Origin of the sequence: Pseudidiomarina piscicola, from assembly GCF_902806985.1 — a bacterium.
GTDB lineage: Bacteria > Pseudomonadota > Gammaproteobacteria > Enterobacterales > Alteromonadaceae > Pseudidiomarina > Pseudidiomarina piscicola.
The window spans coordinates 398,855-412,933 of record NZ_CADCXY010000001.1; the positions used below are offsets into that span (position 1 = coordinate 398,855).

Here is a 14,079-nt window from a genome sequence, read left to right on the forward strand (position 1 = left end):
ATGACAGACCGTAGCTATGAACAACTATCAGCATTGCTTGATAATGCAAGTGAGAACTCTCGCGAGCAAGAGCAACAGCTTGATACTTTGTTGAGCGACTCAGAGGCACAGCAGGTTTGGAGCCGCTATGCATTGATAGGTCGAGTGATGAAAGGCGATACAGCTGACCAGCAACCACTAGATATTAGTGCTGCGGTAGCCGCTCGTATCGAGTCCGAAGCGCCACCCACTCAAGTGGTTCAAGGCCGATTTGGCAAACAACGCATTCAACGTTGGCTGCGCCCAGCAGGAAGTGTGGCGATTGCTGCCAGCGTAGCATTAATTGCGGTGGTATCGGTGCAGCAGAACACACCGGTAGTGCCAGAAGAAACCGTACAACCTGCGTTCGCAACGGCGCCACTTGGTGGACGTAATCCAGTAAGTTACAATACCGTACTGCAATCAAACGAACCGACGCAGGCAGAGCTTGCGCAACAAACCCGTTTGCTGCAGTCCTATATGTTGGATCACCAACAACAACTTCAGCTTTCATTGCAGGCCCAGCAACTAAATGAGAACCTTGAAACAACCTCTGAAACCGCTGCAGAATCGGATGGTAAACCTACCGAAAATGATTAATAACTGGTGCCGCAGTAGTCTAGTGGGACTGCTGCTGGCAAGCGTTACCGTTTCCACTGCCGCCCAAGAAAACGTAACAGATAACGCGTCGAACACCACACCATCACCAACCGCACAGAGTCCTGCTTCGTCCGCTGAATTTTGGTTTAACCAAATGTCGACGGCATTACGTGAGTTAAATTTTGAAGCAACCTTAGTCAAAAGTAGTGGTTCGCGACTCGAGCCTATGACCTGGCTGCATGGCGTTTATCAAGACGGCCTAGAGGTTGAACTCGTAGTGCGCCTTAATGGGGCAGATGTGCGTAGTGTGCGTATCGGTGACGATACCTCGTATTATTCCCAACCAAGCGATAGTTCCTATACCTTGCATAGCGATGTTACGTACGGTTTGTTGCCAGCTGCTTTTTATCAACCGTTTGAAGCCTTACAGCCGCATTATCAAGTGCGTGTCGATCGTGGCATGCGAGTGACCGGACGCGCGACCTATTTTATCCGTATTTTAAGTCGTAATAACGACCGCTACCATTATGGTCTTTGGATCGATCGTAGCAGCGGTATGTTGCTAAAAATGCAAATGACGACGCCCCAAGGTGAAGTGCTTGAACAAATTCAACTGACCACCTTTTCAGAACGTGAATCAATGCCGATCAGTCTCAGTGATTTGCGCGGTGTGCCACGACCTCCGCGGCTCCATGAAATTCGTAACTTAGAGGCACCGCAGTATGGCGTGCAAGCGCAATGGTTACCGGCGGGGTTTGAGTTGTTACGAGCCAGCCATCGGCGTATTGCAGGAACGCAACTCGCCACCGATCACTTTTTATACACGGATGGCTTAACTGAAGTTTCAATTTACGTTAGCAATCGTCAACAGCAGGCGCTTCCTGAGTTAGCGATCCAAGGCCCGGAGTCCTTATTTAACTTAAACCTTGGTGAGCACGCAATTACCGTGGTTGGTAAGCTTCCCGCAACAACCTTAGAACGTATTGCGCAAAGCGTACAGGCCGACAGCGAGTAAAAGGTCGTAATCAAGATGATTAGAGAACTAGCAACAGTCCAAGCGATTGAAGGCGATATCTTAAAGGTGACCACAGAGCTCAAGTCAGGTTGCTCGGGCTGTGAGCAGCAGTCGCATTGTGGGGCCGGAATTATTTCCAAGGCATTTTCTGATCGCCGTGCTGAATTTAGTGTGAATAAACCGCATGGCGTAGAAGTGGCGGTGGGCGAACAAATCGAATTGCTACTACCTGAACAAATGTTAACTCGGGCGTCGTTATTGATTTATGGACTACCTCTGTTTGCCTTGCTAGGCACAGCCATCATTGCTCAATTCATGTTTGGTGTGAGCGAAGGAATTGCGATTTTACTGTCGCTAGGTGGATTCGCTGCATCTTTTTGGGCTCTTAAACACTGGTTTCAAATGCGTGATTTAAAGGTGAGTAAGTTGCTACAGGTGCAACAAATGCATTGAAAAGCCCGAAAATCCTTTGTTCTGAGCCGTATTATCAGTATGATCGGCGGTTATTCACGTATTTCATTTTGTAGTTGCGGGGGCATGAATGCCAGAACGGGCGTTTAAGCAAGAAAACATTCGAAATTTTTCGATCATTGCACATATTGATCATGGTAAATCGACACTCTCAGATCGTCTTATCCAAGACTGCGGAGGCTTAACCGATCGCGAAATGGCCGCTCAGGTTCTCGATTCTATGGATCTTGAGCGTGAGCGTGGTATTACCATCAAAGCGCAAAGTGTCACCCTGCACTATACCGCAGAAGACGGTGAAACCTATCAGCTCAACTTCATCGATACACCGGGTCACGTTGACTTCTCGTACGAAGTTTCGCGTAGCTTGGCGGGTTGTGAAGGGGCACTACTGGTGGTCGATGCGGCACAAGGTGTGGAAGCTCAGACATTGGCGAATTGCTACACCGCCATCGAAATGGACCTCGAAGTTGTTCCAGTTCTGAATAAAATCGACTTGCCTCAGGCTGACCCGATGCGGGTTGCTGAAGAAATTGAAGACATTGTTGGCATCGAAGCGGTCGATGCGGTGCAGTGTTCGGCAAAAACAGGTGTTGGTATCACTGAAGTGTTGGAGCGAATTGTGCGCGATATCCCGCCGCCACAAGGGGACTCTGAGGCACCCGTGCAAGCTCTTATTATCGACTCTTGGTTCGATAATTACCAAGGCGTCGTGTCGTTAGTACGAGTGAAGAACGGTATTCTGCGTGCCGGCGATAAAATGAAAGTGATGTCGACCGGACAAGTACACCAAATTGATAAGGTGGGTTTCTTCTCACCGAAAGCGACGGAAACAGGCATTCTACGCTGTGGCGAAGTAGGTTTCGTGATTGCCGGTATTAAGGACATCTTAGGCGCGCCGGTTGGCGATACCTTAACGCTTGCTAAAACGCCTGCGGACAAACCCTTACCTGGTTTTCAGAAAGTGAAGCCACAGGTCTATGCCGGTATGTTCCCAATATCGTCAGACGACTATGAAAACTTTCGTGATGCGTTAGGAAAACTATCGCTAAACGATGCCTCCTTGTTTTACGAGCCAGAGAACTCCTCAGCCTTGGGTTTTGGTTTCCGCTGTGGTTTCCTCGGCATGCTGCACATGGAAATTATTCAAGAGCGCTTGGAACGTGAATATGATATCGACTTGATTACCACAGCCCCGACGGTAGTTTACAAAGTTGTCACCACGGACGGTACCGAAGTGAGTGTTGATAACCCGACCAACTTACCACCGGTAAACGATATTGAAACCATTTACGAACCTATTGTTGAAGCCAATATCTTGGTGCCACAGGAATACTTGGGCAACGTGATCACCTTGTGTGTCGATAAACGTGGCGTACAAACCAAAATGGCCTACCACGGCAACCAGGTTGCGGTCACCTATGAGTTGCCTATGGCCGAAGTAGTGATGGACTTTTTCGACCGTTTAAAATCAACCTCTCGTGGTTATGCATCACTCGATTATCAGTTTAAACGCTTTCAAGAAGCCGATATGGTGCGAGTAGATGTGCTGATCAACGGCGATCGGGTTGATGCATTGGCAATGATCACACACCGTGATCATTCTCAAGGGCGTGGCCGCGAGTTAGTAGATAAAATGCGCGAACTGATTCCGCGCCAGATGTTTGATATTGCTATTCAGGCGACCATAGGCACTCATGTTATTGCTCGCTCAACGGTGAAACAATTACGTAAGAACGTGACAGCGAAGTGTTACGGCGGTGATGTGAGCCGTAAGAAGAAGCTGCTGCAGAAGCAAAAAGAAGGTAAGAAGCGGATGAAGCAGTTAGGGAATGTTGAAGTACCGCAAGAGGCTTTTTTAGCGGTATTAAAAGTAGGGAAATAAACCACAAGGCTGAACATGGCAAATTTTTACTCGGTACTGTTAACCGTCGTGACCCTCTGTGCAGGGTTGATTTGGTTGTTTGATGCCTTGGTGTTAAAACCTAAGCGCCGGCAACGTATTAACGACGAAGAGCAACGCTTACAGCAAACATTAGACCAGGAAGCAAGAGAGCGTATTGCACCACAAGGCAACATTGCCGAATTCGCGCAATCGGTGTTTCCGATTCTTTTCGTTATTTTAATTTTACGCTCGTTTGTCTATGAACCATTTCGGATCCCTTCGGCCTCGATGATGCCAACGCTTAAAGAGGGTGACTTCATATTGGTTCAGAAATATGCGTTTAGCCTTCGTGATCCTATCTGGCGTCATGAACTCTTAGAAATTGACCGTCCTGAGCGGGGTGAAATTGCCGTCTTTAAATATCCACCGGAGCCACACTTAGACTTTATTAAGCGAGTTGTAGGTTTACCTGGCGATCGTATTATTTACCGTAACAAAACCCTTTATATTGAACCTGCCTGTGAACAGAATGCGAATGACTGTGCGCCACTAAAAGTTATCGAGCAGACGAATGCGGAATCAGATGCCTTCTACTTTAATGGGGCAACGCCGTTAAAAGCTTATAATGAAAATCTAGGTGCGACTGAGCATGCCATTTTGGTTGACCCAACTGTTGGTGGTCGTGAACGTTTTTACTTTCAGCAGCCTGGCACTGCGCGTGATGAATGGATTGTTCCTGAAGGTAGCTATTTTGTTATGGGCGACAACCGTGATAATTCCGAGGACAGCCGTTATTGGGGTTTTGTTCCAGAACAAAACCTGGTCGGCAGCGCTCAATTTATCTGGATGAGTTTTGAAATGGAGCGACCGGCTTCAAGCATACTGCCAAGCTGGGTTCCAAGTGGTATTCGTTGGGAACGCTTAGGCGGGGTGGAGTAACGTGAGCTTACCAAAGCCACCATTGAGTGAGTTAGAACAAGCCTTTGGTTATACCTTTAACAATCGCGAGCGCTTTCAACAAGCGCTGACGCATCGTAGCGCTAATGCCAAGCACAATGAACGGTTAGAGTTTTTAGGTGATTCGGTGCTCGGTATTGTGATTAGTGAAGCTTTATTTGAGCGCTTTCCAGCCATTGATGAAGGCGACTTGAGTCGTATGCGAGCGACGCTTGTTTGTGGTCGTTCATTAGCTAAGTTAGCGCAGAAGTTTCAGTTGGGTCGGCATTTATGGTTAGGCCCGGGTGAAATGAAAAGCGGCGGCCATCGGCGCGAGTCTATTTTGGCAGACGCAGTGGAAGCATTGCTAGGTGCTATGTACTTAGAAAGTGATCTGGCAAACTGTCGAACTGTGGTACTAAGCTGGTATGAAGAGCAGCTACGCCACATTAAGCCGGGGGCTGGGCATAAAGATCCAAAAACGCGGTTGCAGGAGTACTTGCAAGGGCGTCAATTGCCGTTGCCACTTTATGATGTGGTAACGATTCAAGGTCAGGCACATAATCAGCGCTTTACCGTGAGCTGCTCAACAGAGTTGTTGGACGAGCCGGTGCTAGGCAGCGGTACGAGCCGTCGTAAAGCCGAACAACAAGCAGCTGAACAAACTTTAGAACGACTGCAAACGCAGGAACAGGAAACGAAATGATGAATGATAACTCGGTGGCCGAATCAGCATTTGTTGCAATCGTCGGGCGTCCGAATGTCGGCAAGTCGACCCTAATGAACCGTATTTTGGGGCAGAAAATAAGTATTACTTCAAGTAAACCCCAAACAACTCGCCATCGCATTTTAGGTATTGAAACGGAAGGCGAGCGGCAGATCGTTTATGTCGATACTCCGGGTCTGCACAAAGACGAAAAAAAAGCGATTAATCGTATGATGAACCGCGCGGCGTCGAGCTCTATGAGTGGCGTCGAAGTAGTGCTGTTTGTGGTCGAGTCCGAGCGCTGGACGCAGGAAGACGAGCTGGTTTTAGCGAAGCTTGTGAAGAGTCGTCGGCCGGTTATTTTGGTCGTTAACAAAGTTGATGAGCTGAAAGACAAAGCTGCGCTATTACCGATTTTGCAAAAGCTTGCTGAACGCCATGCATTTGCTGAAATTATTCCGCTGTCAGCAAAAACAGGCGATCAGGTCGATGCGTTGCGCCAAGTCGTACAAAAGTATGCGAAACCGGGCGCCCATCATTATCCCGATGACTATGTGACCGACCGTTCCGTGCGCTTTATGACCGCCGAAATTATCCGTGAAAAGCTGATGCGCTTTACTGGTGATGAACTACCTTATAGCACTACGGTTGAAATCGAGCGGTTTCAAACTGCGCCGTCAGGGACAACTCACATCAATGCGTTGATTTTGGTGGAAAGAGATGGCCAGAAGCGTATGGTCATAGGTGCCGGCGGTAGTAAATTGAAAACCATAGGTAGCGAAGCGCGCCGAGACATCGAAAAGCTGATCGACGGCAAAGTGCATCTCGAACTATGGGTCAAAGTGAAGTCAGGATGGGCAGACGATGAACGTGCCTTGCGTAGCTTAGGTTACGGTGAGGACTAACGCGGGTGGAACCAGCTTTTGTTCTTCATCGCTGGCCATACCAAGACTCAAGCCTAATCGTTGAGCTATTGAGCCGCGAGCAAGGGCGCTTTCGGGTTGTAGCGAAAGGTGCTCGACGCCCCAAAAGTCAGTGGCGCGCCGTGCTGCAACCGTTTATACCTTTGTTGATTAGCTCGCGTGGGCGGCATGAATTACAAACCTTAACCCACGCCGAAGCCTCGCGCGATGCCTACCCCTTAAAAGGGCCTGCACTGTACAGCGGCTTCTATCTTAACGAGCTTATTCAGCGTTTAACCTCTCATTATCAGCCCGTTGACGGGCTTTTCAACGATTATGATAAAGCCCTCGAACAATTGGCATTGCTGCCTTCAATTGAGCCTACATTGCGCGAATTTGAGTGGCAACTACTGTGCCATTTAGGCCACGGTTTTGATTGGTTTCACGATGAACAGGGCGAGGAAATCATCGCTGAGCGCACTTATCATTTCGTTGCAGAGCAGGGGTTTTGTCGCAGTCAGGCAGACCAAAAACATGTTTTCTTAGGCGCTGATATCCAGCAGCTGTCAACATTTGAGCTGGTGGAGCCGCACCTGCTAAACTCAATGAAGTTAATTATGCGCCAAGCGCTCTTGCCGTATCTTGGTGAGCAACCTTTGAAGAGCCGGCAGTTGTTTGCGCAATTGTCGCAGCTTTCGCAACAGTCCAAACAAGAAGGAATCTAAGATGTATCTAGATGCTCCAGGAAATACTATTTTGCTAGGGGTGAATATCGATCATGTCGCCACGGTACGTAATGCGCGAGGAGTGAGTTATCCAGATCCAGTTACCGCCGCAGCGATTGCCGAACAGGCGGGAGCCGACGGTATTACGATACATTTGCGAGAAGATCGTCGCCATATAAAAGATCGTGACGTTGAGCTGTTAGCAGAAACACTACAAACGCGAATGAATTTGGAAATGGCGGTAACCGATGAAATGCTTGATATCGCTTGCCGCATTAAACCTACCTATTGTTGTTTAGTACCAGAGAAACGTGAAGAACTAACAACGGAGGGCGGTCTAGATGTCGCTAATCAGCAAGATAAAATTAAAGCAGCGGTCGAGCGTTTAGCAGAGCAAGGCATTGAAACCTCGTTGTTTATCGATGGCGACAAAAAGCAAATAGATGCCGCAAAAGCGACTGGCGCTAAGATTATCGAGTTACATACTGGACACTATGCCGAACAAACCGAATTTGCCCAGCAGCACCACAGCCTGGTACTGCTGCATGATGCCGCTAAGCATGCTCAGGCCGCGGGACTACAAGTCAACGCCGGCCATGGTTTGCATTATCACAATACGGCGTCAGTGGCGGCGTTGCCGGAATTAGTGGAACTTAATATCGGTCACGCGATTATTGCCCGCGCAGTGCTGGTAGGGCTCGATCAAGCAGTACGCGACATGAAGGCGCTCATGCTTAACGCGCGTTCACACGCCGCAACCCGCTAACATGGCGCAAATCTATCGCCCAGCGCCTCGTCGCAAAACCACCCAGCAGCAATGGCTACGTGATGCCAAGGTGGTAGGGTTGGACCACCAGGGGCGTGGTGTTATTCGCACCAGCAAAGGCGTGCGGTTTGTCGCCGGCGCCTTACCTGAGGAAGTGGTAGACGTTGTGCCTAAAGGTAAGTGGGACGCTGAACTCCGCACGTTAAAGACGACCTCTGAGCAACGTTGTCAGGCCGATTGTCGTTACTATGAACGCTGTGGCGGCTGCGACTTGCAGCACCTGCATTTGGCCGCACAGCGACAGCATAAGCAGCAAGTTGTGAGTGAGCTATTTGCTAAGTTCGCTGAACATGAAATAAGCACTTGGCTGCCGCCATTAACGGCGGCAGCTTGGCGTTATCGACGGCGCTTACGCCTAGCGTGTCATTGGGATGCAAAACGTAAAAAACTCAAGCTGGGCTTACGCCAAGCCAACAGCAAAACCATTGTTGAGATCAACGATTGCCTGGTTACCCAGACCTCACTGACGCAGCTTTTTGCCCCCTTGCGGGAGCTGTTACCGCAGTTAAATTTAGTAAACCAGCTGGGCCATGTGGAGCTGTTATCGAGTACAACAAATTGCGTGATTTTGCGTGTTAAAAGTTGGCCCAATAAAGACGACAGCCAGCAGCTCAAGGCGTTTGCAGATAGACACAACGTAGATGTCTGGTTGCATAGTGATGACGGGCCACCACGGCCATTAAATAAACAACAAGAACTACCCAAATATCGTAGTTGGCAAAGTGAACTAGCGTTCCAGCCCGGTGATTTTTTGCAGGCCCATGCCGAGCTAAGTGAAGCGATGGTCGCGCAGGCTGTGGCGTGGTTAGCCCCACAGCGCGACGAGAAGATACTCGAATTATATGCCGGCAGTGGCAACTTTAGCCTGCCTATAGCTTTACAGGGTGCCCAAGTGACCGCCATTGAAGGCGTCGCATCGATGGTTGATCGCTTACGTTATAACGCGCAGCAATATGCGCTAACTATAGATGCTCGACAAGCCGACTTAGAACAAAACTGGCAGGCTTACGAATGGGCGCAAACGCGCTATCAGAAAGTCTTTTTGGATCCGGCGCGGGCCGGTGCTGCAAATGCGATTAAAGAGGTCGCACAACGCCGCCCCCAGCGTATTGTTTATGTATCCTGTGCGCCCGATACACTGGCGCGTGATGCGAAACAGTTATTCAACGCGGGTTATCGGCTGGTACAAGCGCAAATCGTTGACATGTTCCCGCAAACCCATCACATTGAATGCCTTACATGGTTTGAACGGGAGGCATAGTTGTGGTCCATGTGCGCAGTATCCATGTTGATAAACCAAACCAGCACGGAGATTGGTTACAACACATAACGTCAAGCGAGACCAAAGACCAACTCGCACGTCATTACAAGATGCTGCAAGAGCATCTAAAAACTCAGCCGGAACTACTGTTAAAAGGGCAGGAAATGGTTGAGATTTTGGCTGCCTTGAACCTCGATCCCGACTCGTTACTGGCTGCACTCTATAGTCCCGCTTACCAAGCGCAGTGCGTGACAGCGAATACGATAGAAAAACAAACAGATCTTCATGACTTAGTACAACTCCTCGATGCGGTGCAGCAAATGCAAATGATCAGCGACTTGCAGCACTTTCAGCACGGTAAACCTAACGCCGAACAGATCGACAATGTACGACGCATGTTATTGTCGATGGTTGCTGACGTTCGAGCCGTATTAATCAAACTTGCCGAACGCATTTGTCGGTTACGTGAAGTAAAAAAAGACGACGAAGAAACCCGTGTATTGGTCGCCAAAGAATGCCAGGACATTTATGCGCCACTGGCTAACCGTTTGGGTATTGGTCAGCTCAAATGGGAACTCGAAGACCTCGCTTTTCGTTATTTGCATCCGCAAACCTATAAGTCTATTGCTAAACAGCTGCATGAACGGCGAATGGACCGTGAAAATTATATTGAACAATTCGTGGCGGACCTGAGTCACGGGTTACAGCAAGAAGGCGTACAAGCTGACGTTTACGGCCGGCCAAAACATATCTACTCCATTTGGCGAAAGATGCAGAAAAAGCACCTGAGCTTCGAGCAACTGTATGATATTCGCGCGGTGAGAGTGATAACGCAGTCGCTTAAAGATTGCTATGCCGCGCTAGGGGTTGTGCACAGCCAATGTCGGCATATTCAATCAGAATTTGATGACTATATTGCCACCCCGAAAGCAAATGGTTATCAGTCGATTCACACAGTGGTGATAGGGCCCGAGCAAAAGCATGTCGAAATTCAAATTCGTACTGCGGAAATGCACGATGATGCTGAGTTAGGGGTTGCGGCGCACTGGCTTTACAAAGAGGGTGCAGCGACCAAAACCAGTGGTTTCGAAGAGAAAATAGCTTGGCTGCGTAAACTTTTAGCTTGGCATGAAGACATGGCTGAGAACGATGAATTAGTGGCCGAGGTGCGTTCACAGGTTTTTGAAGATCGGGTTTACGTCTTCACCCCCAAGGGAGAGGTGATTGACCTTCCGCAAGGTGCAACGCCGCTCGATTTCGCCTATTACATACATTCGCAAGTGGGTCACCGCTGTGTTGGCGCGAAAGTAGATGGCCATATTGTGCCCTTTACCTACACCCTTAAAAATGGTCAACGCGTTGAAATTTTAACTCAAAAAGCGGTGAATCCGAGGCGTGACTGGCTGAACCCGACACTTGGGTATCTGCGTACGTCGCGCGCGCGAAGCAAAGTTATTACTTATTTTAAGAAACTCGATCGCGATAAAAATCTGAAAGCCGGTCGGGAAATGCTCGAAACTGAACTGGCTAAGTTTGATATTCCAGTGAATCGCGCAAGCTCAGTGCTAGAGCGCTTTAATTTTAATCAACTTGATGACTTGTTGGCGGCTATTGGTGCCGGTGATGTGCGCTTAAACCAAGTGGTAAATCAACTTAAACCTGCACCGGACACTACGCAGGATCGGCTTGAGCGCTTGCAACGCAAACCTCAGCGTACAGGTAACACCAAGCAAGGGGATGTAAGTGTACAGGGCATTGGTAATCTGATGGTGCAGTTTGCCAAGTGTTGCCAGCCATTACCTGGTGAACCGATCATGGGATTTGTGACTCAGGGACGTGGTGTTTCGGTGCATCATGATGATTGTGAGCAACTTAAACATCTGCTTCAAGAGCACCCAGAGCGAGGCATTCAGGTACATTGGAGCAATACCGATAAGGGCCGCTACCGTGCCGACCTGCAGATTGATGCGGATGATAGAAGTGGGTTATTGCATGACATTACCGCAATACTTGCGAACGAAAAAATTACTGTGGCGCAACTTGGCTCGCAAACCGATACCAGTACGCATCAGGCAAGTATATCGCTAGGTGTCTTTATTGAAAATCAAACAATCCTGCAACGGCTTGTCGCTCGACTGTTACAGGTTTCAGGAATTCATAAGGTAGAACGCAGTGGCAGTCACTAACTCCCTAACAAATAACAACTTTCCCGGTGTAGCAGCGTTACTCGAAGTGATGCGAAGGTTACGAGACCCCGAAACCGGATGCCCATGGGACTTAAAGCAAACGTTAACAAGTTTGATTCCCTATACTATTGAAGAAGCGTATGAAGTCGCAGCGGCGCTCACCGAGGGTAATACTGACGACATCAAAGATGAACTTGGCGATCTGTTATTCCAAGTCGTGTTCTACACTCAGCTAACTGGCGAACAAGGTTTATTCGACTTTGATCAAGTGGCACAACAAACCGCTGACAAACTTATCCGCAGGCATCCCCATGTGTTTGGCGATACTACGGCACAAACAGACGCTGAGATTAAGCAACAGTGGGAGCAAATTAAGCAACAGGAACGCGCCGATAAAGGAGCTGATGAATCAGTTTTTGCTGGTATACCGGCAAACCTACCGAGTATGCTACTCGCGCAAAAATTACAAAAACGTGCGGCGACGGTGGGGTTTGATTGGGAGCACTTAGCTCCGGTGTTGGCAAAAATTAAAGAAGAAATTGCTGAAGTGGAAGAGGAACTCGAGCGTACGAACCCCAGTCAAGACGCTATCGAAGATGAAATTGGTGATGTTTTGTTTGCGGTGGTCAACTTAGCTCGGCATGCTCAGGTGAATCCAGAGCACGCATTAAGGCGCACCAACCTCAAGTTTAAACAGCGTTTTCAAGCGATAGAGCGACGCCTGGCGAAGCAAAACCAGCGAGCTGAAGACCTAAATTTAGAGCAACTTGAGGCCGAGTGGCAGCGGGTAAAGCAACAAACGCAATCTGATTAATTTTTAAATTGTCGGAATTAAGTCGTTAAGGTATACTGTTTTCCCGTCTTGAAGCAATTCCCTTATTAACCTGACGACTTAGGTTTCGCATGACAACTAATTATATTTTCGTCACCGGCGGTGTAGTATCTTCGCTGGGCAAAGGTATTGCTGCAGCTTCATTGGCGGCAATTCTAGAAGCACGTGGCTTACAGGTCACGATCCTTAAACTTGATCCCTACATCAATGTGGACCCGGGCACGATGAGTCCGATCCAACATGGTGAGGTATTTGTCACCGAAGATGGTGCAGAAACCGACCTCGATCTTGGTCACTACGAGCGCTTTATACGCACTCGAATGAGCAAGAAGAATAACTTTACTGCTGGACGCGTCTACGAAGATATTATTCGTCGTGAGCGCCGCGGTGAGTTCCTCGGAGCGACCATTCAGGTTATCCCGCACATTACCAATGAAATTAAGCGCCGTATTATAGAAGGTGGTGCTGGTTATGATGTTGCCATTATCGAAATTGGTGGCACCGTGGGTGACATTGAATCGCAGCCTTTCCTTGAGGCTATTCGCCAGTTAGCGACAGAAGTGACGCGTGATCACACCTTGTTTATGCATCTAACTCTAGTGCCTTTCTTAGGTGCCGCAGGTGAAGTGAAAACCAAGCCAACGCAGCACTCGGTAAAAGAGTTGCGTTCTATTGGTATTCAACCTGATATTTTAGTTTGTCGCTCAGACCGCGCCTTGCCGGCCAATGAACGTGAAAAAATTGCACTTTTCACAAATGTCGAAGAACGTGCGGTGATCGGCCTAAAAGACGTCGATAGCATCTATAAGATTCCAGCTATTTTGAAATCTCAGGGGCTTGATGAATTAGTTGTTAATCGTTTCCGTTTAGACCGTCCTGAAGCTGATTTAGCTGAATGGGAGCAAGTACTTTATCAAGAGTCGAACCCAAGCGGTGAGGTCACCGTGGGTTTTGTAGGTAAGTATATTGAACTGCCTGACGCTTATAAGTCAGTGAATGAAGCGCTGGCGCATGCCGGTTTGCAAAATCGACTTACGGTGAACATTCGTTATATCGATGCCCAAGATATCGAGAGCAAAGGGGTTGCAAAACTTGCTGATGTCGATGCGATTATTGTGCCTGGTGGTTTCGGTGAACGTGGTATCCGCGGCAAAATCATGGCGGCACAGTATGCCCGTGAACATAAAATACCTTACCTCGGTATTTGTCTCGGAATGCAAATTGCGTTAATTGAATATGCCCGTAATGTTGCCGGCCTAAGCGGCGCCAACAGTACGGAATTTGATGAAAATTCTGAACATCCAGTGGTTGGCCTGATCACCGAATGGATGGACGATAAAGGCCAAAAAGAACTGCGTGATCAACACTCAGATCTTGGTGGCACCATGCGTTTAGGCGCACAGCCGTGCAACTTAGTTAAAGGTAGCCGTGCCCATGAACTCTATGGCGAAGAGGTTATCTCGGAACGTCATCGCCATCGTTACGAAGTGAATGGTACTTATATCGAGCGTTTAGAGGCGGCAGGATTAAAAATTTCCGGCTGGTCGCATGACAATCGTTTGGTTGAGATCGTCGAGCTACCAGATCATCCATGGTTTGTGGCGGCGCAATTCCATCCGGAGTTTAATTCTACCCCGCGTGATGGGCACCCATTGTTCCGAGGCTTTATTGAAGCCGCAGGTAGTTATCAAAAGCAACGACGTAGCTAAACGTCGTCTC

13 protein-coding genes are annotated in these 14,079 nt (G+C 48.6%); all 13 read left to right on the forward strand.

Features of this window, described 5'->3' with window-relative positions; genetic code table 11:
• Positions 1-618 (forward strand): sigma-E factor negative regulatory protein, encoded by a 618-nt coding sequence (locus PSI9734_RS02080; protein WP_173919451.1) that lies wholly within the window; start codon positions 1-3, stop codon positions 616-618.
• The gene (locus PSI9734_RS02085; RefSeq protein ID WP_173919452.1) at positions 611-1,633 is read left to right on the forward strand and encodes a MucB/RseB C-terminal domain-containing protein; all 1,023 of its coding nucleotides are present in this window, start codon (positions 611-613) and stop codon (positions 1,631-1,633) included. The genes PSI9734_RS02080 and PSI9734_RS02085 overlap by 8 nt, the downstream gene beginning before the upstream one ends.
• Positions 1,634-1,648: 15 nt before the next feature.
• Complete coding sequence (locus PSI9734_RS02090; protein ID WP_173919453.1) at positions 1,649-2,086, forward strand: SoxR reducing system RseC family protein; 438 nt, start codon at positions 1,649-1,651, stop codon at positions 2,084-2,086.
• An 88-nt stretch (positions 2,087-2,174) separates the two neighbouring features.
• Positions 2,175-3,986 (forward strand): translation elongation factor 4, encoded by a 1,812-nt coding sequence (lepA, locus tag PSI9734_RS02095; protein WP_173919454.1) that lies wholly within the window; start codon positions 2,175-2,177, stop codon positions 3,984-3,986.
• Between the two features lie 15 nt (positions 3,987-4,001).
• Positions 4,002-4,925: a signal peptidase I gene (lepB, locus tag PSI9734_RS02100; RefSeq protein WP_173919455.1), complete on the forward strand. Its 924-nt coding sequence runs from the start codon at positions 4,002-4,004 to the stop codon at positions 4,923-4,925.
• Position 4,926: 1 nt separating this feature from the next.
• Positions 4,927-5,628, forward strand: a complete 702-nt coding sequence (gene rnc, locus PSI9734_RS02105) for a ribonuclease III (RefSeq protein ID WP_173919456.1) — start codon at positions 4,927-4,929, stop codon at positions 5,626-5,628.
• Positions 5,625-6,533: a GTPase Era gene (gene era, locus PSI9734_RS02110; RefSeq protein ID WP_425500043.1), complete on the forward strand. Its 909-nt coding sequence runs from the start codon at positions 5,625-5,627 to the stop codon at positions 6,531-6,533. The genes rnc and era overlap by 4 nt, the downstream gene beginning before the upstream one ends.
• Positions 6,534-6,538: 5 nt before the next feature.
• The gene (recO, locus tag PSI9734_RS02115) at positions 6,539-7,255 is read left to right on the forward strand and encodes a DNA repair protein RecO (RefSeq protein ID WP_173919457.1); all 717 of its coding nucleotides are present in this window, start codon (positions 6,539-6,541) and stop codon (positions 7,253-7,255) included.
• 1 nt (position 7,256) lies between these two features.
• Positions 7,257-8,021: a pyridoxine 5'-phosphate synthase gene (gene pdxJ, locus PSI9734_RS02120; RefSeq protein WP_173919458.1), complete on the forward strand. Its 765-nt coding sequence runs from the start codon at positions 7,257-7,259 to the stop codon at positions 8,019-8,021.
• Position 8,022: 1 nt separating this feature from the next.
• Complete coding sequence (locus tag PSI9734_RS02125) at positions 8,023-9,342, forward strand: class I SAM-dependent RNA methyltransferase family protein (protein ID WP_173919459.1); 1,320 nt, start codon at positions 8,023-8,025, stop codon at positions 9,340-9,342.
• A gap of 2 nt (positions 9,343-9,344) precedes the next feature.
• Entirely contained in the window at positions 9,345-11,528 is a 2,184-nt protein-coding gene (gene relA / locus PSI9734_RS02130; RefSeq protein ID WP_173919460.1) for a GTP diphosphokinase, read from the forward strand.
• On the forward strand, positions 11,515-12,342 hold the full coding sequence (gene mazG / locus PSI9734_RS02135; RefSeq protein WP_281351415.1) for a nucleoside triphosphate pyrophosphohydrolase: 828 nt from the start codon (positions 11,515-11,517) through the stop codon (positions 12,340-12,342). Before relA ends, mazG begins: the two co-directional genes overlap by 14 nt.
• Before the next feature lie 89 nt (positions 12,343-12,431).
• Positions 12,432-14,069: a CTP synthase gene (pyrG, locus tag PSI9734_RS02140; RefSeq protein ID WP_173919461.1), complete on the forward strand. Its 1,638-nt coding sequence runs from the start codon at positions 12,432-12,434 to the stop codon at positions 14,067-14,069.
• Positions 14,070-14,079 lie beyond the last annotated feature (10 nt).

Coding starts and splice junctions, on each gene's coding strand:
- PSI9734_RS02080 (WP_173919451.1), top strand. CDS start 1: ATGACAGACCGTAGCTATGAACAACTATCAGCATTGCTTGATAATGCA.
- PSI9734_RS02085 (WP_173919452.1), top strand. CDS start 611: ATGATTAATAACTGGTGCCGCAGTAGTCTAGTGGGACTGCTGCTGGCA.
- PSI9734_RS02090 (WP_173919453.1), top strand. CDS start 1,649: ATGATTAGAGAACTAGCAACAGTCCAAGCGATTGAAGGCGATATCTTA.
- lepA (WP_173919454.1), top strand. CDS start 2,175: ATGCCAGAACGGGCGTTTAAGCAAGAAAACATTCGAAATTTTTCGATC.
- lepB (WP_173919455.1), top strand. CDS start 4,002: ATGGCAAATTTTTACTCGGTACTGTTAACCGTCGTGACCCTCTGTGCA.
- era (WP_425500043.1), top strand. CDS start 5,625: ATGATGAATGATAACTCGGTGGCCGAATCAGCATTTGTTGCAATCGTC.
- pdxJ (WP_173919458.1), top strand. CDS start 7,257: ATGTATCTAGATGCTCCAGGAAATACTATTTTGCTAGGGGTGAATATC.
- PSI9734_RS02125 (WP_173919459.1), top strand. CDS start 8,023: ATGGCGCAAATCTATCGCCCAGCGCCTCGTCGCAAAACCACCCAGCAG.
- pyrG (WP_173919461.1), top strand. CDS start 12,432: ATGACAACTAATTATATTTTCGTCACCGGCGGTGTAGTATCTTCGCTG.